This is a genomic window from Rathayibacter sp. AY1G1 (assembly GCF_002932095.1).
GTDB lineage: Bacteria > Actinomycetota > Actinomycetes > Actinomycetales > Microbacteriaceae > Rathayibacter.
Window position 1 is genome coordinate 1 of the sequence record NZ_PSUZ01000015.1, and the last position, 24,791, is coordinate 24,791.

Sequence of the window (24,791 nt, forward strand, 5' to 3'; positions counted from 1 at the left end):
GCGAAGAACATGGCAGACAGCACGCTCGCCGTCGTGATCCTGGCGGCAGGCCAGGGCACCCGCATGAAGTCCCGCACCCCGAAGGTCCTGCACCGCCTCCCGGCCCGTCCGCCTCCCGGGCCCGTCCGCCTCCCGGCGTCGCCCGAGCCGCGCAGCCGCCACAATGGACGGGTGAGTGCGAATGACGAGGTCGACGGGATCGTCGACGCCTGGGTCCGGGAGCGGCCCGATCTCGATTTCACGCCGCTCCAGGTCTTCTCGCGGATGCGCCGGCTGGCCAAGCAGCTCGAGCGCGCGCGCGGCAGCGCCTTCGGCCGGTCGGAGCTCGAGACGTGGGAGTTCGACGTGCTCTCGGCCCTGCGGCGCGCGGGCGCGCCGTACCGGATGAGCCCCAAGCAGCTCCTCCAGGCGACCATGGTCACCAGCGGCACCATGACCAACCGCATCGACCGGCTGGTCGAGCGCGACCTGGTCGAGCGCCTCGACGACCCGAACGACGGGCGCGGCGTGCTGGTGCAGATGACGCCGTCGGGGCTCGCCCGGGTCGACGCGGCGATCACCCGCCTGGTCGACGCGGAGCAGGAGCTGCTCGGCGCGCTCACCCACGCGCAGCAGGAGCGGCTGGCGCAGCTCCTCAGAAAGCTCTCCCTCGACTTCGGCTGAGCCGGTCGCCCCGGGCCCGCGACGGCGGCCCGCCCACGCGGTACGGGACAGCTGCCGGTGCCGCGGAGGAGAGCGGCGTCAGCCCTCGAGCTGCTCCGAGAGCTCCAGCCAGCGCAGCTCGAGCTCGGCCGCCTCGTCCTCGTAGGCTCGGAGCGAGGCGTTGAGCGCCAGGATGCCGTCGTAGTCGTCCTGGTCGTGCGTCGCCATCTTCTCGTGCACGGTCTTCGTCAGCTGCGTGAGCTTGTGCAGGCGCCGGTCGATCGCCGACACCTCCTTCTCCGCGGTGCGGCGCTCGGCCCCCGCGAGTCCGCTCGACGCCGGCGCGGCGGAGGAGGAGCCCGACGACGCCGCCGCGGGCGCACCCTTCTCGAGCGCGCGGCGCAGGTCGAGGTACTGCTCGACGCCGCCGGGCAGGTGGCGGAACGCGCCGTCCATCACGGCGTACTGCTGGTCGGTGACGCGCTCGAGCAGGTACCGGTCGTGCGAGACGACGAGGAGGGTGCCCGGCCAGGAGTCGAGCAGGTCCTCGATCGCGGCGAGCATATCGGTGTCGAGGTCGTTGGTCGGCTCGTCGAGGATCAGCACGTTGGGCTCGCTGAGCAGGATGAGCAGGAGCTGGAGCCTCCGGCGCTGACCGCCCGAGAGGTCCTTCACCGGCGTCGAGAGCTGCGCGCTCGAGAAGCCGAGGCGCTCGAGCAGCTGGCCCGGAGTCATCTCCTTGCCGCCGATGGAGTAGCTGGTGCGCTGCTCCGCGATGATCTCGCGGACGGGCCGGTGCTGGACCCCGGTCAGCTCGCGCAGCTGCTGGTCGAGGATCGCGACGCGCACGGTGGTGCCGCGCTTCACCCGGCCGCTCGTCGGCTCCACGCTGCCCGCGACCAGGCCGAGGAGGGTCGACTTGCCGGCGCCGTTCACGCCCAGGATGCCGGTGCGCTCGCCGGGCGCGATCCGCCACTCGATGCGGTTGAGGACGGTCCGCTCGCCGTAGCGGACGGTGACGTCGAGCAGGTCGACGACGTCCTTGCCCAGGCGCGAGACGGCGAGCTGCGAGAGCGAGACCGAGTCGCGCACCGGGGGCTCGTCCTCGATCAGCTGGTTCGCGGCGTCGATCCGGAACTTGGGCTTCGCCGTGCGGGCGGGGGCGCCGCGGCGGAGCCAGGCGAGCTCCTTCTTCATCAGGTTCTGGCGCTTGGCCTCCATGGTCGAGGCCATCCGGTCGCGCTCGACGCGCTGCAGGATGTACGCCGCGTACCCGCCCTCGAACGGCTCGACGAGACGGTCGTGCACCTCCCAGGTGGCGGTGCAGATCTCGTCGAGGAACCACCGGTCGTGGGTGACGACCGCGAGCCCGCCCGACGACGCCGCCCAGCGGCGCTTGAGGTGCTCGGCGAGCCAGGCGATGCCCTCGACGTCGAGGTGGTTGGTGGGCTCGTCGAGGAAGACGACGTCCCAGTCGCCGACGAGCAGCTTCGCGAGGGCGACCCGGCGCCGCTGCCCGCCCGAGAGGGAGCCGACCACTCCGTCCCAGGGGACGTCGCGCAGCAGGCCCGCGATCACGTCTCGGGTGCGCGCGTCGCCCGCCCACTCGTGCTCCTGGAGCCCGCCGACGACGGCCTGGGCGACGGTGAGGTCCTCATCGACCGTGTCGGCCTGGTCGAGCATCCCGAGCGTGACGCCGCGGCGGTGCGTGACGCGGCCGCTGTCCGGCTCGATGCGCTGCGCGAGCAGGCGCAGGAGGGTCGACTTGCCGTCGCCGTTGCGTCCGACGATCCCGATGCGGTCGCCCTCCTCGATCCCCAGGGAGACGTCGTCGAAGATCACGCGTGTGGGGTACTCGAGTCGCAGCGCCTCGGCGCCCAGCAGATGTGCCATAGGGATCCAGCCTAGGCGGTGCCGCCTGAGCGGTCCGCCGCGGGTCGATCACAGTGCGGCCGGGTCGCGGCCCCCGGACCTCAGCCCGCGGCTGCCGGCTCCGAGACGGACACCGAGCGGCGGTGCAGTCCCGTGGCACCGTCGGGAGCGGGCGGGCGCTCGACCGTGGTCTGCACCGTGCCGTCCGCGTCGGTGGCGCGCACGGTCACGACGTGGTCGCCGACCGTCGCGTCCCACTCGAGGACCCACTGGATCCACGTGTCCGCGGTGACCTGCTCGGCGAGGCGCGCCTCCTGCCAGGCGCCGCCGTCGATCTGCACCTCCACCTTCGCGATGCCGGTGTGCGGCGCCCAGGCGACTCCCGCCACGGCGACCGTCCCCGCCTCGACGGGCTGGCCCTGGCGCGGCACATCGATCCGCGACTCGATCTTGATCGGACCGCGCTCGGTCCAGCCGCGCGTCGACCAGTACGCCAGGTCCTCCGCGAAGGTCGTGACCTTCAGCTCGACGACCCACTTCGTCGCCGAGACGTAGCCGTACAGGCCGGGGACGACCATCCGGACGGGGAAGCCGTGCTCGACCGGGAGCGGCTCGCCGTTCATCCCGACGGCGAGCAGGCTCGCGCGGTCCTCGTCCTGCAGCACGTCGAGCGGGCTGGAGGCGGTGAAGCCGTCGATGCTCCGCGAGAGCACCATGTCGGCGCCGGCGGTCGGCCGGGCCCGGGCCAGCAGCTCGCGGATCGGGTAGCCCAGCCAGAGGGCGGTGCCGATCAGGTCGCCGCCGACCTCGTTGGACACGCAGGACAGGGTGACCAGGTGCTCCTCGAGCGGCAGTGCGAGCAGCTCGTCCCAGGTGATCTCGATCTCCTCCTCCACCATGCCGGTGATCTTCAGCGACCAGTCGGCGGGCTCGACCGACGGCACCGAGAGCGCGGTGTCGATCCGGTAGAACGAGGCGTTGGGAGTGACGTAGGAGCTGATGCCGTCGATGTCGTCGAGCACGGCGCCGGCCGGGACGGGCGCGGCGGCCGAGGCGGGAGCCGGCAGGGACACGGCCTCGCGCACGGCGGTGACGGCGGCGGAGGCGGACGTGAGGAAGCGGGCGCCGATGCCGGCGGCGACCGCGGCGACTCCGGCGATCCCGACCAGGCGGAGGAACGACCGGCGGTCCGGGGAGTCGCTCTCGCGCTCCTCCTGCCAGCCGCGGAGGCGGACGGAGGCCGAGCGGAGCACCGCGGCACCGGCCACCATGCCCACGATGCTCGGCGCCGCGTCGATCCCGGAGGCGCCCTCGCGGCTGACGGCGGCGAGCGCACCGGCGCCCGCGACGACGGCCAGCAGCAGCACGCCGAACGGCGGGCGGCGGTACTCGAGGACTCCCGCGCCGACGGCCAGCAGCGCGATCGCGAGGCCGATCGAGACCAGCAGCACGAGCTTGTCGCCGGTGCCGAAGAGCGCGATGACCGTGTCCTTCACGCCCGGGGGCACGATGTCGATGACGAAGCCGCCGACCGCGACCAGCGGACTGCCGCCCGCTCCGGTGAAGACCGCGACGACCTCGGCGGCCGCGAGGGCGACGACGGCGGCCACGATCCCGGAGAGGATCGCGAAGAGGGTGGCTCGGCGGGACATGAGCGGCACTCTAAGCCACGAGGTCGGAACTTCTCTGCGGACCGTCTGTGGAGGGCGCCGGGCGCGGGGCTCCCGCGCCCCGCTCCGGAGGCACCGCCCCCGCGACTAGGTCGACAGCAGGCGCGCCCCGTGGACCGGGCCGGAGACCCGCACGGCACTCAGCCGCGCGGAGCTCAGCTCGCGCTGCAGGTCGGCCGCCGCATCGGCGTCCGGAGCGAGGAACGCGACGGTCGGTCCGGACCCCGAGACGAGGCCGCCGAGCGCTCCGCGGCCCTCGCCGAGCTCGAGGATGCGGGCGAGCCCTGGCTGCAGGTGCAGCGCCGGCGCCTGGAGGTCGTTGTGCATCGCGTCGGCGAGCATGGCGGCGTCCCCGGCGCGGAGGGCCTGCAGCACGTTGGGATCGATGGCGGGGGTCGCCGAGATCGGGCGGAAGTCGTGCAGGTGGCGCTCGCGGTGCCGGTCGAGCTCGCTGTAGACCTCGGGGGTCGACAGGCCCTCCTCCGAGAGGACCAGCACCCACTCGAAGCGGCCCTTGGCGAGCGCCGGGCTCAGCTCGTCGCCGCGGCCGACCCCGATCGCGGTGCCGCCGGTGAAGGAGAAGGGGACGTCGGCGCCGAGGCTCGCGGCGATGCCGAGCAGCTGCTCCCTCGTGCAGGCCGTGCCCCAGAGCGCGTCGCAGGCGAGCAGGGTCGCGGCTGCGTCGGCCGAGCCGCCGCCCATGCCGCCGGCGATGGGGACGTTCTTCTCGATCTCGAGGTGCACGCCGCCGCGGTAGCCGGTCGCCCGGGCGAGCGCCCGAGCCGCCTTGATCGCGAGGTTGGAGCCGTCGACGGCCAGGCGGGAGGTGTCGATCGAGCCCGAGAAGGAGACCGAGAAGTCGGCCGCCTCCTCCGCGAACACGTCCTCGTAGAGGGAGAGCGACTGGAACGCGGTGGCCAGCTCGTGGTACCCGTCGTCGCGCACGGCGCCGACCTTGAGGAACACGTTGATCTTGCCGGGCGCCCGCGCGTGGACCCGGTTCGACGTCGCGCGGTGGGCCATGCATCCACGCTACAGGGTGGCGGAGGCGCCCTCGTCCGCACCCGGGGCGGGCTCCCCGTCGCCGTCCGCGTCGTCCCCGTCGGTCTCCGCCAGCGACCCGTCGGGCACCGCCGCGCCGCGCACGGGGACCCGCGCCGGATCGAGCTCGCGGCCCAGGCGGACGAAGGCGGCGACGTCCAGCTCCTCGCCGCGCGCGGTCTGCGGGACGCCGGCCCGCTCGAGCGCGACGATCGCTGCGGCGCTGTCGCCGAAGAGGGTCGCGAGCGACTGGCGGAGCATCTTCCTCCGCTGCGCGAACGCCGCGTCGACGACCGCGAAGACGGCGCGGCGCAGGGTCTCGTCGCCCGGCTCCTCGCCGCGGTCGAACGCGACGAGCACGCTGTCGACGTTCGGCACCGGCCAGAAGATCTGACGCGAGACCGCGCCGCCCGTCGTCCAGGAGCCGAACCACGCCGCCTTGACGCTCGGGCCGCCGTAGACCTTGGAGCCGGGACCGGCGGCGAGCCGGTGCCCGACCTCGGACTGCACCATCACCACTCCGGACCGGATGCTGGCGAAGTGCTCGAGGAAGTGCAGGAGCACCGGCACCGAGATGTTGTACGGGAGGTTGGCGACGAGCCGGACCGGCTCCCCCGGCAGGTCGAGCACCTTCATCGCGTCGGCGTGCACGACCGCGAGATCGGCGCCTGGCGCCATCAGCTCGACGGTGCGCGGCAGCTGCTCGGCGAGGCGCCCGTCGATCTCGACGGCCACGACCTGTGCGCCCGCCTCGAGCAGGCCGAGGGTCAGCGATCCGAGGCCGGGGCCGATCTCGACGACGGTCTCCCCCGGGCGCACCCGAGCGAGCTTGACGATGCGGCGGACCGTGTTGGCGTCGTGCACGAAGTTCTGGCCGAGCTTCTTGGTCGGCGTGACGTCGAGGAGGCCGGCGAGGTCGCGGATCTCGGCCGGGCCCAGCAGGCGCGGGATCGCGGCGGCCGTCGGCTCGGCGGCGTGGCGGCCGCTCATGCGAGGGGTCCGACCGGCTCCGTCGGCTCGGAGCCGACCTCGCCGCCCCACTCGCCGTACACGGCCTCCGTGTTCGAGGCGATCGTCGCGGCCAGGTGGCCGACGTCGGTCTCGAGGGTCGCGGCCATCGAGCGCAGGGTGTGCGGGAGGAGGTAGGGCGCGTTCGGGCGGCCGCGGAAGGGCGACGGAGTGAGGTACGGCGCGTCGGTCTCGACCAGGATGAGGTGCCGCGGGGTCGCGACGAGCGCCTCCCGCAGCGGCTCGGCGTTCTTGAACGTCACGGTGCCGGCGAAGGAGAGGTACCAGCCCTCGTCCGTGCACATCCGCGCCATCTCCGCGTCCCCGGAGAAGCAGTGGAAGACGGTGCGCTCGGGGGCGCCGACGCGGCGCAGGGTCTCGATGACCTCGCGGTGCGCGTCGCGGTCGTGGATCTGCAGCGCGAGGTCGTGCTCCTTCGCGATGCGGATGTGCTCCTCGAAGGAGCGGAACTGCGCGGCGCGGCCGCTCTCGCCGGTGCGGAAGAAGTCGAGCCCGGTCTCGCCGATGGCGCGCACCCGCGGCTGCTCCGCCAGCTCGGCGATCACGGCGAGGGCGGCGTCGAGCTCGCCGCGCTGCTCCAGCTCGGGCGCCTCGTTGGGGTGGATCGCGACGGCGGCCAGCATCCGCGGCTCGCTCGCCGCCTGCTCGGCCGACCAGCGGCTCGTCTCGACGTCGGTGCCGACCTGGACGACGCCGCGGACCCCGACGGTGGAGGCCCGGTCGAGCTGCTCGCGGTGGTCGAGCGGCTCGAGGCCGTCGGCGATCTCGAGGTGCGTGTGGTTGTCGTAGACGGGGACGACGAGCGCCTCGGGCAGCGGCGGGTACGTCAGGTCGCGGCCGGACGAGGCCTCGCGGGAGCGGACGTGCTGGCTGTCGGTCATGCGCTCCAGGCTACCGGGAGGGCTCGCGCGGGCCGGAGTCCCGGGTGGACGAGGGCCGAGAGGCGGCCGCTGAGGCGCCCTGAGCGGATCGGGTCAGCACCCGATCGGATCGGGACAGCCCGCCTCCCGCGCCGCCGGGAGGCTGGAGCCATGACAGACACCGAGCTCCTCGCCCACTCCGCACCCGGCTCCCTCGCCGGGCGCCACGCCCTCGTCACCGGATCCTCGAGCGGGATCGGCGCGGCCATCGCCCGCCGCCTCGCCGGGGCCGGCGCTCACGTCCTCGTGCACGGACGCGACCCCGAGCGGGTCGGGTCCGTCGTCCGCGGCATCCGCGCCGACGGGGGCACCGCCTCCGCGCTCGTCGCCGACCTCGCGGGCACGCCGGAGGAGACCCGCGCCGTCGCCGCCCGGGCGCTGACCCTCCTCGACGGGCGGATCGACGTCCTCGTCAACAACGCCGGAGTGTTCCCGGTGGGGCCGACCGCCGACCTCAGCGACGCCGATGTCGAGTCCCTCCTCACCACGAACATCCGCGTGCCGCACCAGCTCGTCGCGGCGATCGCCCCGGCCATGGCCGAGCGCGGGAGCGGAGTGGTCGTCAACATCACCTCGTGGATGGGACGGGTGGGAACGCCCGGGACCGCGCTCTACCCCGCGACCAAGGCGGCGCTGGAGCACCTCACGCGGGCGTGGGCGGCCGAGTACGGCCCGAGCGGCGTGCGCGTGGTCGCCGTCGCGCCCGGCGCGACTCTCACGCCCGGCAACGAGCACGCCGCGGCGATCCTGGAGCAGATGACCGCGTCCGCCCCCGCCGGCCGGCCCGGACGTCCGGACGAGATCGCCCTGGCCGTGCGCTGGCTCGTCTCGGACGAGGCCTCGTACGTCCACGGCACGACGCTCGACGTCGACGGAGGCATCGTCGGCGCCCGCGTCTGACGCCGCGGTACGCGCCGCTCGGAGTCCCCGCGACAGCGCCCGCCGCTCAGTGGATCTGGACGAGCGGCCCGGGGTGGAGCGCAGCGCAGCACGAGCTCGCGCGTGATCGCGGGGGCGAGCACCGGGATGTCGGCGGGGGCGTCGAGCAGACGGAAGAGTCGGCGCAGCGAGTCGGCCATCTCCTCCGTGACCGTGCCGATCCGCGGGGCGGGAGCCCGCGGGGCCGTCCGGGGGGCGAGCGCCGCGATCTCGGCCACCACGAGCGGGTCGAGATGCCAGTTGGCCGACAGGAAGTCGCCGCGGTCGCCGGTCTCCACGACGGCCGCGACCACAGGCAGATCGACGGGGGTGATCAGGAAGCGGCCGGCGCCCCACCGCTCGTCGGAGTCGCCGACCACCGAGCGCTTCCGGCCGGCCAGCACCAGGCTGAGGGTCGGCGGGAACCGGGTGTAGACGAGCTCGGTCGGAGCGGTCACCCGGTGCAGGCGCAGGGCGAGCGCGGCGGCACGCTCGGGGTGCCCGACGTGGCGCCGGGTGAGCTCGGCCGCCTGCTCGAGAGCGTCGAGGACCTCGCGCGTCATCAGCGCACCAACGGAGCGGAGGGCCGCTCGCACCCGGCCCCTCGCGTTCGGATCGCAGTCATCGGGCACTCTCCTGCGGATCCTCCGCCGGCGACTCCGCGCCGCTCGGCTGCTCGGTCCACGGGTCGAGGCGCGGCCGTCAGGACGCGGGAGCCTCGATGCGCGGGAAGAGCGCGGCGAGCGTGCCGACGGTGGTGCCGACGGGGAGGACTCCCCACCGGCCCGCCTCGCGGATCGGCTGTGCGGTGAGGGCGCCCAGCGACTCCGTCACGCCGAGCGCGTCCCAGAGGGACGCCGTCGCGCGCGGCACGACCGGCGAGAGCAGCACGGCCAGGGCGCGGAGCCCCTCCGTCGCGGTGTAGAGCACCGTGCCGAGGCGCTCGCGCTCCTCGCGCTTGGCCAGCGCCCACGGCTCCTGCTCGGTGATGTAGCCGTTGAGCTCCTCGACGATGCTCCACACGGCGGTGATCGCATCGTGGATCGCGAGCGCGTCGATCGACCGGTCGGCCGACGCGGCGGCCTCGGCGACGATGCGCTGCACGCGCTCCTCCGCCTCGGTCGGCTCCCCCGGCGCGGGCACGACGCCGTCGTAGTAGCGGTGCAGCATCGCGACGACCCGCGAGGCGAGGTTGCCGAAGCCGTTCGCGAGCTCGGACTGGTAGCGCGCCGACAGGTCCTCCCACGAGAACGAGCCGTCCTGGCCGAAGGTGATGGCCCGGAGGAAGTAGTAGCGGAAGGCGTCGGAGCCGAAGGTGTCGGTGATCTGCTCGGGCGCGATGCCGGTGAGCTTCGACTTCGACATCTTCTCGCCGCCGACCAGCAGCCAGCCGTGGCCGAACACCTGCCGGGGGACCTCGAGGCCAGCGGCCATGAGCATGGCGGGCCAGATCACCGCGTGGAAGCGCAGGATGTCCTTGCCGACGATGTGGGTCGCGGGCCAGCGGCGCTCGAACTCCGCCTCGTCCTGGCCGTAGCCGACCGCGGTGATGTAGTTGAGCAGCGCGTCGAACCAGACGTAGACCACGTGGGAGTCGTCCCACGGGACCTTCACGCCCCAGTCGAAGCTGGAGCGGGAGATCGACAGGTCGGCCAGGCCCTGGCGGACGAAGCTCACGACCTCGTTGCGCGCCGACTCGGGCTGGACGAAGTCGGGACGCTCCTCGTAGAGCGCGAGCAGCCGCTCGGTGTACTCGCTCATCTTGAAGAAGTAGTTCTTCTCCTTCAGCAGCTCGACCGGCTTCGAGTGGATCTTGCAGACGTACTGGCCGGCGTAGTCGCCGGTGCCCTCCTCGAGGTCGGACAGCTGCTTGTACTCCTCGCAGCCGACGCAGTAGTAGCCCTCGTACTCGCCGGTGTAGATCGCGTCCTCGTCGTACAGCTTCTGCAGGAACTTCTGGACGTTGACCTCGTGCCGCGCGTCCGTGGTGCGGATGAAGTCGTCGTTGGCGATGTCGATGGTCTCGAGCAGCGGCTGCCAGGCGGTCCTCACGAGGCGGTCGGCCCACTCCTGGGGGGTCGTGCCGTTGGCGGTGGCGGTGCGGAGGATCTTCTGGCCGTGCTCGTCGGTGCCGGTCAGCAGCCAGGTGTCGTCGCCCGCCTGGCGGTGCCAGCGGGTGAGCACGTCGGCGGCGACCTCGGTGTACGCGTGCCCGATGTGCGGGACGTCGTTCACGTAGAAGATCGGGGTCGTGAGGTAGAAGGAGGCGCCGTCGGACATGGCGACCATCCTATTCACCGCGCGGCACCGCTCCCGGCGTGTGACGGACGCCGTGGACGACCGGCCGCGATCGCCGCCGGGGAGGGAGTCCTCAGCCGCGGCGGGAGGCGAGCGCCGCCTCGTAGAGCGCGCGGCGCGAGAGCCCGGTGATCTCGGCGACCTCGGCCGACGCCTCCTTGAGCCGCGATCCGGCCTCGACGCGGGCCAGCACGTCGGCCAGCGCGTCCTCGAGCGACGCCTCCCTCGCGGGGGCTCCCTCGACGACCAGGCAGATCTCGCCGCGCAGGCCGTCGGCCGCCCACTCGGCCAGCTCGGCCGCCGTGCCGCGCCGGACCTCCTCGAACATCTTGGTGAGCTCGCGGCAGACGACGACGCGCCGCTCCGGGCCCATCGCCTCGACCAGGTCGGCGAGCGCGTCGCCGATCCGGTGCGGGGACTCGAAGAAGACCATGGTGCGCCGCTCGTCGACGAGCGCCCGGAAGGTCGAGACCCGCTCGCCGTGCCGGCGGGGCAGGAACCCCTCGAAACTGAAGCGGTCCGTCGGGAGCCCGGACACGGCGAGCGCCATCAGCACCGCCGAGGGACCGGGCAGCGCGGTGACCGCGACTCCCGCCGCCACCGCCGCCTCGACCAGGTGGTAGCCCGGGTCCGAGACCGTGGGCATGCCAGCATCGCTCAGCACGAGCAGGTCCTCCTCGCGGGCCAGCTCCACCAGCTCGGCGGCGCGCTCGCGCTCGTTGTGGTCGTGCAGGGCGTAGAGGGCGGGCCGGTTCTCGACGCCCAGGGCGCGCATCAGCTGGATGGTCACGCGCGTGTCCTCGGCGGCGACGTGGCGGGCGGAGCCCAGCGCCTCCACGAGCCGGCGAGAGGCGTCGCCGAGGTTTCCGATGGGAGTGCCGGCGAGGATGATCATGCCGCCAGTCTCCCAGGCCGGGTCCGGGGCCTCCCGCCGCGGATCGCCGCCGTCCCGGGAGGACGCGCCCCGTTAGCATGGCCGGGTGACGGACCGACCGCAGCGCGACTTCGACGACCTGCTCCTGGACGCGGCGGGATCGGTGCGCTCGGTCCCGGTGGAGCCCGCCGAGGCGTCCGCACCGCGGGAGCGCACCCCGCTCCCGGACGTGCCGCGCGGCTCCTGGTTCGACGACCTGCACGCCCGGCTCGTCGCCTCCCCCGCGCGCCGCCGGCTGTACGAGCTCGGACTGCCGCTGCTGGTGGTCGCCCTGGCCGCGGTGCTGCGGCTGTGGAACCTCGGCCACCCGCGCTCGCTCGTGTTCGACGAGACCTTCTACGTGAAGGACGCCTGGACCCTCTGGAACCTCGGGTTCGAGGGCGCCTGGCCCGAGAACCCGGACCCCGGCTTCGCGGCCGGCGACGTGGACACCTTCACGGGGGCGCCGTCCTTCGTGGTGCATCCGCCGCTGGGCAAGTGGATCATCGGGCTCGGGATGGGCGTGTTCGGCGCGGACGACAGCGTCGGCTGGCGCGTCGCGACCGCCGTCGTGGGTATCCTCGCCGTCGCGCTGGTGATCGTGATCGGCCGCCTCCTGTTCCGCTCCACCCTCCTCTCCTCCTTCGCGGGGCTGATGCTCGCGCTCGACGGCCACGCGATCGTGATGTCGCGGGTGTCGCTCCTGGACGGGATCCTGATGTTCGTCGCGCTCTGCGGGGTCGCGGCGGTGCTGCTGGACCGGCGCTGGGCCGACCTGCAGCTGGCGCGGAAGGTGGCGGCGGGAGCGCTGCCGAGCTGGGGGCCGGTCCTGTGGTGGCGGCCCTGGCTGCTCGCGGCCGGCGTGCTCTTCGGCCTGGCCGCGGGCGTGAAGTGGACGGGCGTCTACTTCCTCGCGGCGTACGGCGTGTACGCGGTGGTCGTCGACGCGCTGATGCGGCGCCGCGCGGGCGTGCCGTTCTGGGGCAGCGGCGCGATCCTCAAGCAGGGTCCGGTCACCTTCCTCCTGGTCGTGCCGATCGCCCTGATCGCCTACCTCGTGACCTGGACGGGCTGGCTGCGCACCTCCGGCGGATGGGCCCGGCAGTGGGCGTCGGAGGCCCCCGGCAACGCCTGGACCGGGGCTCTGGCCTGGGTGCCGGACTGGGCGCAGAGCCTCTGGCACTACCACGTGCAGATGTACGACTACTCGATCAACCTGCGGGCCTCGCACCCCTACGAGGCGAACCCGCTCACCTGGCTGCTCATGCTCCGACCGACCAGCATGTACTTCGTCGACCAGGCGACGGGCGTCGACGGCTGCACCGCCGCACGCTGCGACGAGGCGATCACCTCGGTCGCCAATCCGCTCATCTGGTACGCCGGGGTCCTGGCGCTGGTGTACCTCCTCTACCGGCTCGCGCGGTACCGGGAGTGGCGCGCCGGCTACGTGCTGATGGGGATCGTCGCGGGCTACCTGCCGTGGCTCCTCTACCTCGACCGCACGGTGTTCCAGTTCTACTGCGTCGTCTTCGAGCCCTACATGATGCTGGCACTGGCGCTGACGGCCGGGATCGTGATCGGGAGTCCGGGCGACGAGCGGAGGCGGCGCACCCGCGGCGTCCTCGTGGTGCTCGTCTTCGCGGTGGCGGCGGCCGCGCTGACGGCCTACTTCCTGCCGCTCTGGATCGGCGCGCAGACGTCCTTCACCTTCTGGCAGGCCCACATGTGGCTGCCCTCGTGGGTATGATCCGGCGGCTGGGCCCGGGAGTCGCGGCCTGCGCCGTCGCGGCGGTGATCGCGGCCCTGCTGCACGCGACGGTGCCGGCAGTGCCGATGCTGACCGCGGCGGTCGCGCTCGGGATCCTCGTGGCGCAGCTGCCCGCGGCGCGCCCCCTGCTGAGCGGGGCGCTGGCGCCGGGCCTGAAGTTCTCGTCCCGCTCGCTGATGCGCGCCGGCATCGTCCTGCTCGGGCTGAAGCTCTCTCTGATCGACATCGCTGCGCTGGGCTGGGGCGCGATCCTGGTCGTCGTCGGGATCGTCCTGGCCACCTTCGGCCTGACCTGGGCGCTGGGCCGGGCGCTCCGGCTGCCCGGGCAGGAGCCGCTGCTGCTCGCGGCGGGCTTCTCGATCTGCGGGGCCTCGGCGATCGGCGCGATGGCCGGAGCGACCCGGGCGAAGGAGCAGGAGCAGGCGACGCCGGTCGCGCTGGTGACGCTCTGCGGCACGCTCGCGATCGCAGTGCTCCCCGCACTGCAGCAGCCGCTCGGGCTCTCCGACGTGCAGTTCGGGCACTGGGTCGGCGCCTCGGTCCACGACGTGGGCCAGGTCGTGGCGACGGCCCAGGTGGCGGGAGCGTCGGCGCTGGCCGTCGCGGTCGTGGTGAAGCTCACCCGAGTGGTCATGCTGGCGCCGATGGTCGCGGTGGCGGCGGCGGTCACGAGGCGCCGAGGCGGGACCGGCGGGACGCGCCCGGCGATCGTGCCGCTGTTCGTGGTCGGGTTCCTCGCCGCGGTGCTGCTGCGCACGCTCCTCCCCCTGCCGGAGGGACTGCTCGCCGCCGCCGACACCGCGCAGACCTGGCTCCTCGCCGCGGCCCTCTTCGCGCTCGGCAGCGCCGTCCGGGTGCGCGCGCTCGTGACGACGGGGTGGCGTGCTCTCCTCGTCGCCCTGGTGTCGTGGGCGGCGATCGCGGCGATGGGACTGGCCGCGGTGCAGCTGGCGCTCTGATCGGCGCTCCGATCCGCTCGACCGCTCTGTCGCGCACGGTCGCTCTGCACTGCGGGGCCGCTCTGTTACGCGATGCGTCGCTCCGGCGCGGCTGTGTCGGCGGCTCCCGCTAGCGTCGATCGCATGGCAGATCGTGAGTACGGCTTCAAGACGCGTGCGATCCACGCGGGCAACATCCCCGACGCGGTGACGGGCGCCCGCGCTCTGCCGATCTACCAGACCAGCGCCTTCGTCTTCGACGACACCTCCGACGCCGCGGCCCGCTTCGCGCTGCAGAAGTACGGCAACGTCTACTCGCGCCTGTCGAACCCCACGGTCGCCTCCTTCGAGGAGCGCGTCGCGAGCCTCGAGGGCGGCCTCGGCGCCGTCGCCACGGCCTCCGGGCTCTCGGCGCAGTTCATCACCTTCGCGGCGCTCGTCGGCGCGGGCGACCACGTGGTGTCCTCCGCCAACCTCTACGGCGGATCGATCACCCAGCTCGACGTCACGCTCCGCCGTTTCGGAGTGGACACCACCTTCGTCCGCTCGAGCGACCCCGCCGACTACGCGGCGGCGATCACCGAGAAGACCAAGGTGCTCTACGCCGAGACGATCGCGAACCCCTCCGGCGAGATCGCCGACATCGAGGGCCTCGCCGCGGTCGCGCACGCCGCCGGCATCCCGCTGATCATCGACTCCACGGTCGCCACGCCCTACCTCGTCCGCCCGATCGAGTGGGGCGCCGACATCGTCATCCACTCGGCCACCAAGTTCCTCGGCGGACACGGCACCACGCTCGGCGGCGTCGTCGTCGAGTCGGGGCGCTTCCACTACTCCCCCGAGAAGTTCCCGCTGCTGCACGACCCGGTCGCCTCCTACGGAGACCTGTCGTGGGACGGCAACTTCGGGGAGTACGGCTTCCTCACGCGCCTGCGCGCGGAGCAGCTGCGCGACATCGGGCCGGTCCTCGCTCCGCACTCCGCGTTCCTGCTCGCCCAGGGCGTCGAGACGCTGCCGTACCGGATCCAGGCGCACGTCGACAACGCGCGCCGCGTCGCCGAGTGGCTCGACGCCGACCCCCGCATCGAGGCGGTCTACTGGGCCGGGCTGCCCGCGCACCCGCACCACGACCGCGCGCAGAAGTACCTGCCGAAGGGACCGGGCTCGGTCTTCAGCTTCGTGGTCAAGGGCGGCCGCGCCGTCGGCCAGACCTTCATCGAATCGGTCGACCTCGCCAGCCACCTCGCCAACATCGGCGACGCCAAGACGCTGGTGATCCACCCCGCCTCGACCACCCACGCCCAGCTCACCGAGGACCAGCTCCTCCACGCGGGCGTCCTCCCCGGACTCGTCCGCCTCTCCGTCGGCATCGAGGACGCGGACGACATCATCTACGATCTCGACCAGGCGCTCGCCCGCGCGGTCGAGGAGCACGGCACCCCCGACGCTCCGACCGAGCTCCCCGAGGACACGACCACCACCCTGCACACCCCGGCCGTGGAGGTCTGAGCATGAGCACCACCGACACCGCCGACACGGTCGTCCAGCTGTCCAACGGGCTGAGCTGCTCGGTCCCGGCGAACTCGCCGCTGGCGAGGATGCTGCGCTCGCAGCGCACCTGGGTGGGCCCCGACGCCCGCAGGCGACTCGACATCCTCCGCCGCGCGAGGACCGTGGCGATCGTCGGCGCCTCGCCGAACCCGGCCCGCTCCTCCTACTTCGTCGCCACCTACCTGCAGCAGTCGAGCGACTACGAGCTCTACTTCGTGAACCCGAACGCCACCGAGATCCTGGGGCAGCCGGTCTACCGCAGCCTCGCCGAGCTCCCGGTCGTGCCCGACATCGTGGACGTGTTCCGCAAGGCGAGCGACATCCCCGCCGTGATCGACGACGTCCTCGCCGTCGGCGCGCCCACGGTCTGGGTGCAGCTGGGGATCTGGAACCAGGAGGCGGCCGAGTACGGCGAGTCGAAGGGCCTGACCGTCGTGATGGACCGCTGCATCAAGGTCGAGCACGCCCGCTTCCACGGCGGCCTGCACCTGCTCGGCTTCGACACCGGCCAGATCTCGGCGCGCAAGACGCTGCGCTGATCCGCCGCCGACCCTCGTCGACGCCGGATCTCCGTGGCTCTTCGTCGCGGGCGCGGCTCGGGCGGCGCACTCCGCCGGCCCCGGCGTAGTCTCGGTGGATGAGCGCCTACGTCTCCGTCCTCGACCTGTTCAGCGTGGGGATCGGCCCGTCCAGCTCGCACACCGTCGGACCGATGCGCGCCGCCCTCGCCCTCGCCGAGCGGATCCGCGACGCCGGGCTCCTCGGCCGCGTGAGCCGGGTGGGATGCACCCTCTACGGCTCGCTCGGCTCCACCGGGATCGGCCACGGCACCCCCGACGCGGTGGTCGCCGGTCTCGCCGGCCTGGACCCCGAGACGTGCGACCCGGCGCTGGTGCGCGGGGCCTGGCAGCGCCTCGACGCGGAGGGGACGATCCTCCTGGCCGGCGAGCAGCGCCTCGCGATGACGCGCGACGACGTCGTCTTCGAGCCGCGCACGAGGCTGCCGGAGCACCCGAACGCCCTCACCTTCAGCGTCTGGGTCGGAGACGACCCGCTGCCGGTGTGGGAGGAGACCTACTACTCGATCGGCGGCGGCTTCATCCGGCGCGCGGGCGAGCGCGCCGAGCTGGCTGCGCTGGCCCCGCACCCCTACCCCTTCGTCTCCGGGCTCGACCTGCTGGCGACCTGCGACCGGACCCGCTCCGGCATCGCCGAGATCGCCGCCGCGAACGAGCGCGCTCTGCACCCCGGGGTCGACATCGACGCCCGCCTCGACGCGATCTGGGACGCCATGGCCGCCTGCGTCGAACACGGCCTGGCGACCGACGGCGTGCTGCCGGGCGGCCTGGGCGTCCGCCGCCGCGCCTCGGTGCTGCGCGAGCGCCTCGAGGCCTTCGAGGAGGACCCTCTCGACCGCGCCCGCGCGACCTCGGTGGAGTGGCTCCACGCCTTCGCCCTCGCGGTGAACGAGGAGAACGCCGCGGGCGGGCGCGTCGTGACGGCTCCGACGAACGGAGCGGCGGGCATCATCCCCGCCGTCGGGCACTACTACCTCCGCTTCGTCCCGGGCGCCGACCGCGCGGGGCTGCGCCGCTTCCTCCTCACCGCCACCGCGATCGGCTCGCTCTGCAAGACGAACGCCTCGATCTCCGGTGCGGAGGCGGGCTGCCAGGGCGAGGTCGGCTCGGCCTGCGCGATGGCCGCCGGAGCGCTCTGCGCGGTGCTCGGCGGCACTCCGCGCCAGGTCGAGAACGCGGCCGAGATCGCGATGGAGCACCACCTCGGACTGACCTGCGACCCGGTCGGCGGCCTCGTGCAGATCCCGTGCATCGAGCGGAACGCGATCGCCTCCTCCACCGCGGTGAGCGCAGCCCGCCTCGCGCTGCACGGCGACGGCGACCACCGCGTCTCGCTCGACGCGGTCATCGAGACGATGCGCCAGACCGGCATCGACATGTCGTCGAAGTACAAGGAGACGAGCGAGGGCGGCCTCGCGGTCAACGTCATCGAGTGCTGAGCGCCCGTGGCGTCCGTGACCGTGCGTGACGCACGGGGGCGCACATGTCGGCGGTCGCGCCTAGCGTGGGGCGGGTGAGCACCTCCTCCGTCCCGTACCTCGCCCGGCCGATCGTCTCGACCCAGTGGCTCGCCGACCAGCTCGGCCGCGAGCACCTCGTCGTCGTCGACGCCAGCGTGCTGCTCGTGCCCGGCTTCGACGGGCGGCCCGGCTACCTGAGCGGCGACGAGCAGTACCTCCTCGAGGGGCATGTCCCCGGCGCCGTGTTCGGCGACCTGCTCGAGCAGCTGTCCGATCCGGCGGCTCCCCTGCCCTTCACCCGGCTCGACCCGGAGCGCTTCGCCGCCGCGACGGCCGCGCTCGGCATCGACGACGACTCGGTGGTCGTCGTGTACGACTCCGCGGTCGGCCAGTGGGCCTCGCGCCTGTGGTGGCTGCTGCGCTCGGCCGGGCACGACGCCGTCGCGGTGCTCGACGGCGGGCTCCCGGCCTGGCGGCGGGAGGAGCGCCCGATCGAGACGGGGCACGTCGAGCCCGCCGTGAGCGGCGGCATCAGCGTGCGCGAGGAGCGGCCGCTCTGGATCGACAAGGCCGGCGTCGAGAGCGTCGTGCGCGGCGAGGCTCCCGGGGCGCTGGTCTGCGCGGTCCCGCCGAAGGAGTTCACCGGGGAGGAGGGGCGCCGACCCCGCCTCGGACACCTGCCGGGCTCGCGGAGCGTCCCCGCCGGGCGGCTCGTCGACCGGGCCGACAACACGCTCCTGCCGCCGGAGCGGCTGCGGTCTCTGTTCGGAGACGCTCTCCAGGCCGAGCGAATCGTCCTCTACTGCGGCGGCGGGATCGCCGCGACGGCCGATGCGCTCGCACTGGCGGTGCTCGGAGTCGACACGGCGGTCGTCTACGACGGCTCGCTCAACGAGTGGGCCGCCGACCCCGAGGCGCCGCTGGTGGTCACGGCCGCGTGAGCAGCTCCTCCGGGAGGCGGGTCGTCGGCAGGGCGCAGACGAAGGCCTCGCAGGAGTAGGCGGTCGGCAGCCCCTCCCGCGAGATCCGCCCCTCGAACAGCTCGAAGCCCGCGTCCGCCCAGTCCCGGGCGCCCTGGTCGGAGACGCCGACCAGCACGCCGATCCCGGCGGACCGCGCGCCCTGCACCGCCTCCGCCGCTCCGGGGCCCACGACGACCAGCTGCCGCACCGGGCGAGCCAGCCGCGAGGCGAGCCCGAGCACGGCGCCGAAGCCCATCGGCTGCCGGATCGCGCCCGGAGCGATCGAGGCGACGACCGCCTCGGCCGCCTCCCGGTAGCGCTGCGATCCGGTGAGCAGGTACAGCTCGTGCGCCGCGTCCGCCGTCGCCGACAGGCCCGAGGGGTAGGCGCCCTCGGAGGGGTCGGCCGCGAGCAGGAGTCCCCGCGCGGTCAGCGCCGGGTCCCCTCCCCCGGGCAGCGCGAACGGCAGCGGGCCGTCGGCCGCGTCGAGCGCGCCGTCGATCAGGGTGCGCGCCGCGACCGCGTAGCGCGGGCGGCCCTCCGCCAGGGCGAGCTCGAGGAGCCCGCCGGCCAGCATCCCGAGGTCCTCCAGCGCCGGGCGGGCCGCGGAGACGGCACCGTCGAGGGAGGCGCGCACCGCGACGCAGCCGTCGACGAGGTGCCGCTGCAGCACCGCGTCCGCCGCGCGCCGGGCGGCGTCGATCCACTCCTCCCGTCCGAGCACGCGTCCGGCGCGGGCGAGCGCGCGGATCGCCAGGCCGTTCCAGCCGGTGACGACCTTCTCGTCGAGAGCGGGTGGCGCGAGGCGGGACCGGTCCTCGGCGAGGTAGTAGCCGCCCTCCGAGCGCTGACCGTCGACGATGCTCTCCGAGTCCTGCGCCGACGCGAAGCCGCCGCCCGGCCGCTCGAGAGTGGTCAGGAGGAACGCGGCGACGCCCTCCGCGATCCCGGTCAGCTCCTCCACCCGGGCGCCGTCGTGCCCGAGCAGGACGGCCGCGACGTCCAGCAGCTGCGCGTTGTCGTACAGCATCCGCTCGTAGTGCGGATCGCTCCAGTCGGCCTGCGTCGCGTAGCGGAAGAAGCCCCCGTCGCGGTCGCGGAGAGGGGACGCGGCCAGCGCGAGCAGCGTGCGCTCGGCGAGCGCCGCTCCCGAGGGCCGCGAGGCCAGGAACCCGAGCACGGGGGCCACCGGGAACTTCGGGGCGCCGCCGAAGCCGCCGTGCACCCGGTCCTCCTCGTCCGCGAGTGCGCGGACGGCGCCGTCGAGCTCGGCGTCGCCGGGCAGTGCGGCATCGGCGGGCAGCGCCGCGGTCGCCTCGCGCAGGGCCGCGGCGAGGCCGCCCGCCGTCGCCTGCACCTCGTCGCGCCGCAGCCGCCACGCCTCCGAGACCGCGTCGAGGACGTCGGAGAAGGCGGGCACGCCACCGACGGCGCGCGGCGGGAAGTAGGTGCCGGCGAAGAAGGTCTCGCCGGCGGGGGTGGCGAAGGCCGTCAGCGGCCAGCCGAGCTGCCGGGTGAACGCGCTCGCGGCCGTCAGGTAGGCCGTGTCGACGTCCGGGTGCTCCTCGCGGTCGACCTTCACCGCGACGAAGTCCGCGTTCATCCGAGCGGCGAGCACCGGATCCGAGAACGACTCCCGCGCCATCACGTGGCACCAGTGGCAGGTGGAGTAGCCGATCGACACCATCACCGGGACGTCGCGGCGCACCGCCTCGGCGAACGCCTCCTCGCCCCAGGGGAACCAGTCGACCGGATTGTCCGCGTGCGAGCGGAGGTAGGGGCTGACACTGGAGCGCAGACGATCGGCCATGCGCTCCACGCTAGACGCGGGCGGAGCCTGCGGTCAGGGGGTTGCCGCGGGACGGAGGGTCAGGAGGTCCGCGGGGCGCCGACGTCCGCGGGTCTCCCCCGCCGTAGGGCCACCCGACCGCTCAGCGCTCGAAGAACCAGCCCGACGGCCGCTCCGTGCCGCGCACGACCGTGCCGCTTCCGCCGCTCCCGCCGCGACGGCCCACCGCCAGGTAGGCGAGGCTGCCGATGAACGGCGCGATCACGATGAACGCCACCCAGGAGACCTTCGCGACCTTCGAGAGCCTCGGGTTCGACAGCACGCCCCGGATCGCGAAGAGCAGCAGCACGATGTTCAGCACGACCAGCAGGGACTGCGGATTCATCGGGGTGCTCCACGGGATCGTGCGCCGCGGTCGACCGGCGCCGGAGCGCCCGACCGGGCAGGGTGGCCCGCGATGTTTCACGAGACAGGGCATTGTCGCACGCGGCGTAGGATGGAGGGCTCATGTCAGACGTGCTCAGCATCCGCTACCCGCCCGAACTCCCCGTGTCGGCGCGGCGCGAGGACATCGCCGCCGCGATCCGCGACCACCAGGTGGTCATCGTCGCCGGCGCGACCGGATCGGGCAAGACGACCCAGCTGCCGAAGATCTGCCTGGAGCTCGGCCGCGAGAGCATCGCGCACACGCAGCCCCGGCGCATCGCCGCGCGCACCATCGCCGAGCGCATCGCGGAGGAGCTCGACGACGAGGTCGGCGGGCTGGTCGGCTACCAGGTCCGGTTCACCGACAAGGCGTCCGCCTCGACGCGGATCAAGCTGATGACCGACGGCATCCTGCTCAACGAGATGAACCACGACCGGATGCTCAGCCGGTACGACACGATCATCATCGACGAGGCGCACGAGCGCAGCCTCAACATCGACTTCCTCCTGGGCTACCTGCACCGCCTGCTGCCGCAGCGCCCCGACCTGAAGGTGATCATCACCTCGGCGACGATCGACCCGCAGAGCTTCGCGGCCCACTTCGCCGACGCCGCCGGCGAGCCCGCGCCGATCATCGAGGTCTCCGGCCGCACCTACCCGGTCGAGATCCGCTACCGCCCGCTGGTCGCCGAGGAGCCGGAGGAGGACGACGACACCGACGTCCCCGACGCGACGAGCGGCAGCCGCGACCTGATGACCGGCATCGCCGACGCCCTGGCCGAGCTGGCGCGCGAGGATCCGGGCGACGTCCTGGTGTTCCTCTCGGGCGAGAACGAGATCCGCGACGCCGAGGACGCCATCCGCGGTCGGAACCTGCCGGGCACCGAGGTGCTCCCCCTCTACGGGCGCTTGTCGCCGGCCGATCAGCACCGCGTCTTCGAGAAGGGGCGCACCCCCGGCGTCCGCCGCCGCGTCGTGCTCGCGACCAACGTGGCGGAGACGAGCCTCACCGTCCCCGGGATCCGCTACGTGATCGACGGCGGCACGGCCCGCATCTCGCGCTACAGCGCGCGCTCGAAGGTGCAGCGGCTGCCGATCGAGGCGGTGTCGCAGGCCTCCGCGAACCAGCGCTCCGGCCGCTCGGGCCGCACCAGCGCGGGCATCGCGATCCGCCTCTACTCCGAGGAGGACTACCTCCGCCGCCCCGAGTACACCGATCCCGAGATCCTGCGCACGGGCCTGGCCGCGGTCATCCTGCAGATGATCTCGCTCGGACTGGGCGACATCGCCTCGTTCCCGTTCCTCACTCCGCCCGACTCCCGCGGCATCAAGGACGGCCTCGACCTGCTCACGGAGCTCGGCGCCCTCCGCGTCCCCGGCTCCGCCTCCGCCGCGCCGCGAGACGCCGCTCCGGTGCGCGGCACGCCGCCGAGCGCGCACTCGAGCGGCGTCCCGCGCAAGGGGGCGGAGGCCGCGCCGCAGCTCACGCGCATCGGGCGCGACCTCGCGCGGCTCCCCATCGATCCGCGCTTCGGCCGGATGGTGATCGAGTCGCGCCGCCACGGCGTCAGCCGCGAGGTGATGGCGATCGTCGCGGGCCTCACGATCCAGGACGTCCGCGAGCGCCCTCTCGAGCGCCGCGCGCAGGCCGACCAGCAGCACGCGCGCTTCGTCGATCCCACCAGCGACTTCCTCACCCTGCTGAACCTCTGGAACTACGTGGAGGAGAAGCAGGAGGAGCTCTCCTCCAGCGCCTTCCGGCGCCTGTGCAAGGCCGAGTACCTCAACTACCTGCGCGTGCGCGAGTGGCAGGACGTGTTCCGCCAGCTGCGCCAGCTCGCGCGCCCCCTCAAGCTCGAGCTGGGCGAGCCGAAGGTCGACCCCGACGGGATCCACCGGAGCCTCCTGGCCGGCCTGCTCTCGCACCTGGGCATCAAGGACACCACCTCGCAGCAGGCGCAGCGCGCGGCGAAGAGCCGCGAGCGCCAGAACGTGCAGTACATCGGCGCCCGCAACGCGAAGTTCTCGATCTTCCCCGGCAGCGCCCTGGCCAAGAAGCTCCCCGACGCGGTGATGAGCGCCGAGCTGGTCGAGACCAGCCGCCTCTTCGCCCGCTCGAACGCCGCGATCGATCCGGCCTGGGCCGAGGCGATCGCGGGCGACCTCGTCAAGCGGCAGTTCAGCGAGCCGCACTGGGAGAAGTCGCAGGGCGCGGCCGTCGCCTACGAGAAGGTCACGCTCTACGGCGTGCCGATCATCGCCCGCCGCCGCGTCCAGTTCTCGCGGATCGACGCCTCGTACGCCCGCGAGCTGTTCATCCGGCACGCCCTCGTCGAGGGCGAGTGGGAGTCGCGCCACGCCTTCGACCGCAAGAACCGGGCCCTGCGGGCCGAGCTCGAGCGGCTGGAGGAGCGCACGCGCCGTCGCGACCTGCTCGTCGACGACGAGGCCGTGTTCGACTTCTACGACCGCCGGCTCCCCCGCGACATCACCTCGGTGCGCTCGTTCGACTCCTGGTGGCGGACGACCCAGCACGACGAGCCCGACCTGCTGACGATGACGCAGGAGACGCTCCTCCCCGAGGACGCGGAGCAGATCGACGAGACCGCGTTCCCCACGCAGTGGCGCCAGGCCGACCAGCGCTTCCGCCTCTCGTACCGGTTCGAGCCGGGGACGGAGGAGGACGGAGTGACGGTGCACGTGCCGCTCGCGCTCCTGCCCCGCGTGACGCCCCTCGGCTTCGACTGGCTGGTGCCGGGACTCCGGGCCGAGCTGGTCACCGCGATGATCAAGGCGCTGCCCAAGCACCTGCGCCGGAACGTGGTGCCCGCGAACGACTGGGCGCGCAAGCTCACCGCGTCCCTGCCGCACGACGTGCCGAACCCGCCGACGGAGTCGTTCGCGGCGACCCTGGCCGGAGCGATCCGCCGCGAGGCCGGCGTGGTGGTGCAGCCCGAGGACTTCGACCTCGAGCGCATCCCCTCGCACCTGCGGGTCACCTTCGCCGTCGCCGACGAGCGGGGGCGCACGGTCGCCGCCGGCAAGGAGCTCGCCCCGCTGGCCGAGCGCCTGCGCGGCCGGGTCCGCGACGAGGTCGCCCGCGTGGTCGAGGCCCGGGTCCCCGACGCGCTCGAGCGCCGGGGCCTGAAGACCTGGGACATGCCGGAGCTGCCCCGCGTCACCGACACCCGGCAGGGCGGGAACACCATCCGCGCCTACCCCGCCCTGATCGACGACGGCGACTCGGTCTCGGTCCGCCTGCTCGCCACGGCCGAGGACCAGGCGCGCGAGCACCCGCGCGGCGTGCGCCGCCTCCTCCTGCTCGCGACGCCGAGCCCCGTCGCCTACGTGCAGCAGCACCTCACCTCGAACGAGAAGCTCGTGCTCGCGCAGAGCCCGTACCAGAACACGACCGCGCTCTTCACCGACTGCCTGCTCGCCTGCGTCGACGCGGTCCTCTGGCGGATGAAGCCCGACGGGATGCTCTTCCTCCGCGCCGAGTTCGACGCCGTGCGCGACCGGGTCTCGGCGAGCGTCATGGACGCGATGTTCGAGACCGTGAAGACGGTCACGACGATCCTCACCACCGCCCGGGGCGTCGAGAAGGCGCTCAAGGCCTCGACGAGCATGGCGCTCCTGCCCGCCCTCACGGATGCGCGGGAGCAGCTCTCGGGCCTGGTCTACCCGGGCTTCGTCTCGGCGACCGGAGTGGAGCGGCTGCGGCACCTCCCGCGCTACCTCGGCGGGATCACCGAGCGCTTCGGAAAGATCGCCGAGAACGTCGGGCGCGACCGCGTCTGGCTGAACGAGGTGCAGGCGGCCCAGGAGCTCTACCGCTCGGCAGGCGGCGTCGTGCCGCTGCCCGCGCACGCCCCGGAGCGGATCGCGCGCGCCCGCTGGATGATCGAGGAGCTGCGGGTGAGCTTCTTCGCGCAGTCGCTCGGCACCGCCGAGAGCGTGTCGCTGCAGCGGATCCGCAAGGTGCTGGCCGGCTGACGCGCCCCTCCGCCGAGGGA

At 73.4% G+C, this 24,791-nt stretch carries 18 protein-coding genes and 1 pseudogene; 9 read left to right on the forward strand and 10 right to left on the reverse strand.

All coding sequences use genetic code 11. The features are described 5' to 3' along the window. The first annotated feature begins 171 nt into the window (after positions 1-171). On the forward strand, positions 172-663 hold the full coding sequence (locus tag C5C36_RS09840) for a MarR family winged helix-turn-helix transcriptional regulator (RefSeq protein WP_104222340.1): 492 nt from the start codon (positions 172-174) through the stop codon (positions 661-663). A 78-nt stretch (positions 664-741) separates the two neighbouring features. Here C5C36_RS09840 and C5C36_RS09845 read toward each other — a convergent pair whose 3' ends face one another. From C5C36_RS09845 to C5C36_RS09865, 5 genes are all read right to left on the reverse strand, one after another. Beyond that, on the reverse strand, positions 742-2,535 hold the full coding sequence (locus C5C36_RS09845; protein WP_104222338.1) for an ABC-F family ATP-binding cassette domain-containing protein: 1,794 nt from the start codon (positions 2,533-2,535) through the stop codon (positions 742-744). A gap of 80 nt (positions 2,536-2,615) precedes the next feature. Further along, positions 2,616-4,166, reverse strand: coding sequence for a molybdopterin-dependent oxidoreductase (locus C5C36_RS09850; protein ID WP_104309672.1), 1,551 nt, complete (start codon positions 4,164-4,166; stop codon positions 2,616-2,618). 105 nt (positions 4,167-4,271) lie between these two features. Beyond that, positions 4,272-5,207, reverse strand: coding sequence for a 4-(cytidine 5'-diphospho)-2-C-methyl-D-erythritol kinase (locus C5C36_RS09855; RefSeq protein WP_104222334.1), 936 nt, complete (start codon positions 5,205-5,207; stop codon positions 4,272-4,274). A gap of 9 nt (positions 5,208-5,216) precedes the next feature. Next, on the reverse strand, positions 5,217-6,215 hold the full coding sequence (gene rsmA / locus C5C36_RS09860) for a 16S rRNA (adenine(1518)-N(6)/adenine(1519)-N(6))-dimethyltransferase RsmA (protein ID WP_181073461.1): 999 nt from the start codon (positions 6,213-6,215) through the stop codon (positions 5,217-5,219). Beyond that, positions 6,212-7,135, reverse strand: a complete 924-nt coding sequence (locus C5C36_RS09865) for a TatD family hydrolase (protein WP_104222332.1) — start codon at positions 7,133-7,135, stop codon at positions 6,212-6,214. Before C5C36_RS09865 ends, rsmA begins: the two co-directional genes overlap by 4 nt. A 150-nt stretch (positions 7,136-7,285) precedes the next feature. Between C5C36_RS09865 and C5C36_RS09870 the strand changes: the two genes are divergently transcribed. Continuing rightward, positions 7,286-8,074, forward strand: a complete 789-nt coding sequence (locus tag C5C36_RS09870; RefSeq protein ID WP_104274307.1) for an SDR family NAD(P)-dependent oxidoreductase — start codon at positions 7,286-7,288, stop codon at positions 8,072-8,074. Positions 8,075-8,169: 95 nt separating this feature from the next. Here the strand turns inward: C5C36_RS09870 and C5C36_RS18265 are convergent. The 3 genes and pseudogenes from C5C36_RS18265 to rsmI all read right to left on the reverse strand — a co-directional run. Continuing rightward, positions 8,170-8,655 (reverse strand): annotated as a pseudogene (locus C5C36_RS18265) (AraC family transcriptional regulator); the annotation flags it as partial. Between the two features lie 139 nt (positions 8,656-8,794). Beyond that, the gene (gene metG, locus C5C36_RS09880) at positions 8,795-10,372 is read right to left on the reverse strand and encodes a methionine--tRNA ligase (RefSeq protein ID WP_104309674.1); all 1,578 of its coding nucleotides are present in this window, start codon (positions 10,370-10,372) and stop codon (positions 8,795-8,797) included. A 91-nt stretch (positions 10,373-10,463) separates the two neighbouring features. Next, on the reverse strand, positions 10,464-11,285 hold the full coding sequence (rsmI, locus tag C5C36_RS09885; protein WP_104226923.1) for a 16S rRNA (cytidine(1402)-2'-O)-methyltransferase: 822 nt from the start codon (positions 11,283-11,285) through the stop codon (positions 10,464-10,466). Positions 11,286-11,370: 85 nt separating this feature from the next. Between rsmI and C5C36_RS09890 the strand changes: the two genes are divergently transcribed. The 6 genes from C5C36_RS09890 (at position 11,371) to C5C36_RS09915 (ending at position 18,539) form a co-directional block, all read left to right on the forward strand. Next, a complete protein-coding gene (locus C5C36_RS09890) occupies positions 11,371-13,050 on the forward strand; it encodes a dolichyl-phosphate-mannose--protein mannosyltransferase (protein ID WP_258072250.1) in 1,680 nt (559 codons plus the stop codon). Then, the gene (locus C5C36_RS09895) at positions 13,047-14,030 is read left to right on the forward strand and encodes a YeiH family protein (RefSeq protein ID WP_104226922.1); all 984 of its coding nucleotides are present in this window, start codon (positions 13,047-13,049) and stop codon (positions 14,028-14,030) included. The genes C5C36_RS09890 and C5C36_RS09895 overlap by 4 nt, the downstream gene beginning before the upstream one ends. Before the next feature lie 123 nt (positions 14,031-14,153). Beyond that, the gene (locus C5C36_RS09900; RefSeq protein WP_104226921.1) at positions 14,154-15,518 is read left to right on the forward strand and encodes an O-acetylhomoserine aminocarboxypropyltransferase/cysteine synthase family protein; all 1,365 of its coding nucleotides are present in this window, start codon (positions 14,154-14,156) and stop codon (positions 15,516-15,518) included. Between the two features lie 2 nt (positions 15,519-15,520). Beyond that, entirely contained in the window at positions 15,521-16,099 is a 579-nt protein-coding gene (locus C5C36_RS09905; RefSeq protein WP_104222320.1) for a CoA-binding protein, read from the forward strand. 98 nt (positions 16,100-16,197) lie between these two features. Beyond that, on the forward strand, positions 16,198-17,577 hold the full coding sequence (locus tag C5C36_RS09910) for an L-serine ammonia-lyase (protein WP_104309675.1): 1,380 nt from the start codon (positions 16,198-16,200) through the stop codon (positions 17,575-17,577). Positions 17,578-17,651: 74 nt separating this feature from the next. Further along, positions 17,652-18,539 (forward strand): sulfurtransferase, encoded by an 888-nt coding sequence (locus C5C36_RS09915; protein ID WP_181133801.1) that lies wholly within the window; start codon positions 17,652-17,654, stop codon positions 18,537-18,539. Here C5C36_RS09915 and C5C36_RS09920 read toward each other — a convergent pair. Continuing rightward, complete coding sequence (locus C5C36_RS09920) at positions 18,526-20,370, reverse strand: thioredoxin domain-containing protein (protein ID WP_104262861.1); 1,845 nt, start codon at positions 20,368-20,370, stop codon at positions 18,526-18,528. The two genes, C5C36_RS09915 and C5C36_RS09920, sit on opposite strands and share 14 nt — an antisense overlap. 121 nt (positions 20,371-20,491) lie before the next feature. Next, positions 20,492-20,734: a PLDc N-terminal domain-containing protein gene (locus C5C36_RS09925; RefSeq protein WP_159939582.1), complete on the reverse strand. Its 243-nt coding sequence runs from the start codon at positions 20,732-20,734 to the stop codon at positions 20,492-20,494. A 122-nt stretch (positions 20,735-20,856) separates the two neighbouring features. Here C5C36_RS09925 and hrpA point away from each other — a divergent pair, with 122 nt between their 5' ends. Next, on the forward strand, positions 20,857-24,771 hold the full coding sequence (gene hrpA / locus C5C36_RS09930; protein ID WP_104309676.1) for an ATP-dependent RNA helicase HrpA: 3,915 nt from the start codon (positions 20,857-20,859) through the stop codon (positions 24,769-24,771). The last annotated feature ends 20 nt before the right edge of the window (positions 24,772-24,791 follow it).

Coding starts and splice junctions, on each gene's coding strand:
- C5C36_RS09845 (WP_104222338.1), bottom strand. CDS start 2,535: ATGGCACATCTGCTGGGCGCCGAGGCGCTGCGACTCGAGTACCCCACA.
- C5C36_RS09850 (WP_104309672.1), bottom strand. CDS start 4,166: ATGTCCCGCCGAGCCACCCTCTTCGCGATCCTCTCCGGGATCGTGGCC.
- C5C36_RS09855 (WP_104222334.1), bottom strand. CDS start 5,207: ATGGCCCACCGCGCGACGTCGAACCGGGTCCACGCGCGGGCGCCCGGC.
- rsmA (WP_181073461.1), bottom strand. CDS start 6,215: ATGAGCGGCCGCCACGCCGCCGAGCCGACGGCCGCCGCGATCCCGCGC.
- C5C36_RS09865 (WP_104222332.1), bottom strand. CDS start 7,135: ATGACCGACAGCCAGCACGTCCGCTCCCGCGAGGCCTCGTCCGGCCGC.
- C5C36_RS09870 (WP_104274307.1), top strand. CDS start 7,286: ATGACAGACACCGAGCTCCTCGCCCACTCCGCACCCGGCTCCCTCGCC.
- metG (WP_104309674.1), bottom strand. CDS start 10,372: ATGTCCGACGGCGCCTCCTTCTACCTCACGACCCCGATCTTCTACGTG.
- rsmI (WP_104226923.1), bottom strand. CDS start 11,285: ATGATCATCCTCGCCGGCACTCCCATCGGAAACCTCGGCGACGCCTCT.
- C5C36_RS09895 (WP_104226922.1), top strand. CDS start 13,047: ATGATCCGGCGGCTGGGCCCGGGAGTCGCGGCCTGCGCCGTCGCGGCG.
- C5C36_RS09900 (WP_104226921.1), top strand. CDS start 14,154: ATGGCAGATCGTGAGTACGGCTTCAAGACGCGTGCGATCCACGCGGGC.
- C5C36_RS09905 (WP_104222320.1), top strand. CDS start 15,521: ATGAGCACCACCGACACCGCCGACACGGTCGTCCAGCTGTCCAACGGG.
- C5C36_RS09910 (WP_104309675.1), top strand. CDS start 16,198: ATGAGCGCCTACGTCTCCGTCCTCGACCTGTTCAGCGTGGGGATCGGC.
- C5C36_RS09920 (WP_104262861.1), bottom strand. CDS start 20,370: ATGGCCGATCGTCTGCGCTCCAGTGTCAGCCCCTACCTCCGCTCGCAC.
- C5C36_RS09925 (WP_159939582.1), bottom strand. CDS start 20,734: ATGAATCCGCAGTCCCTGCTGGTCGTGCTGAACATCGTGCTGCTGCTC.
- hrpA (WP_104309676.1), top strand. CDS start 20,857: ATGTCAGACGTGCTCAGCATCCGCTACCCGCCCGAACTCCCCGTGTCG.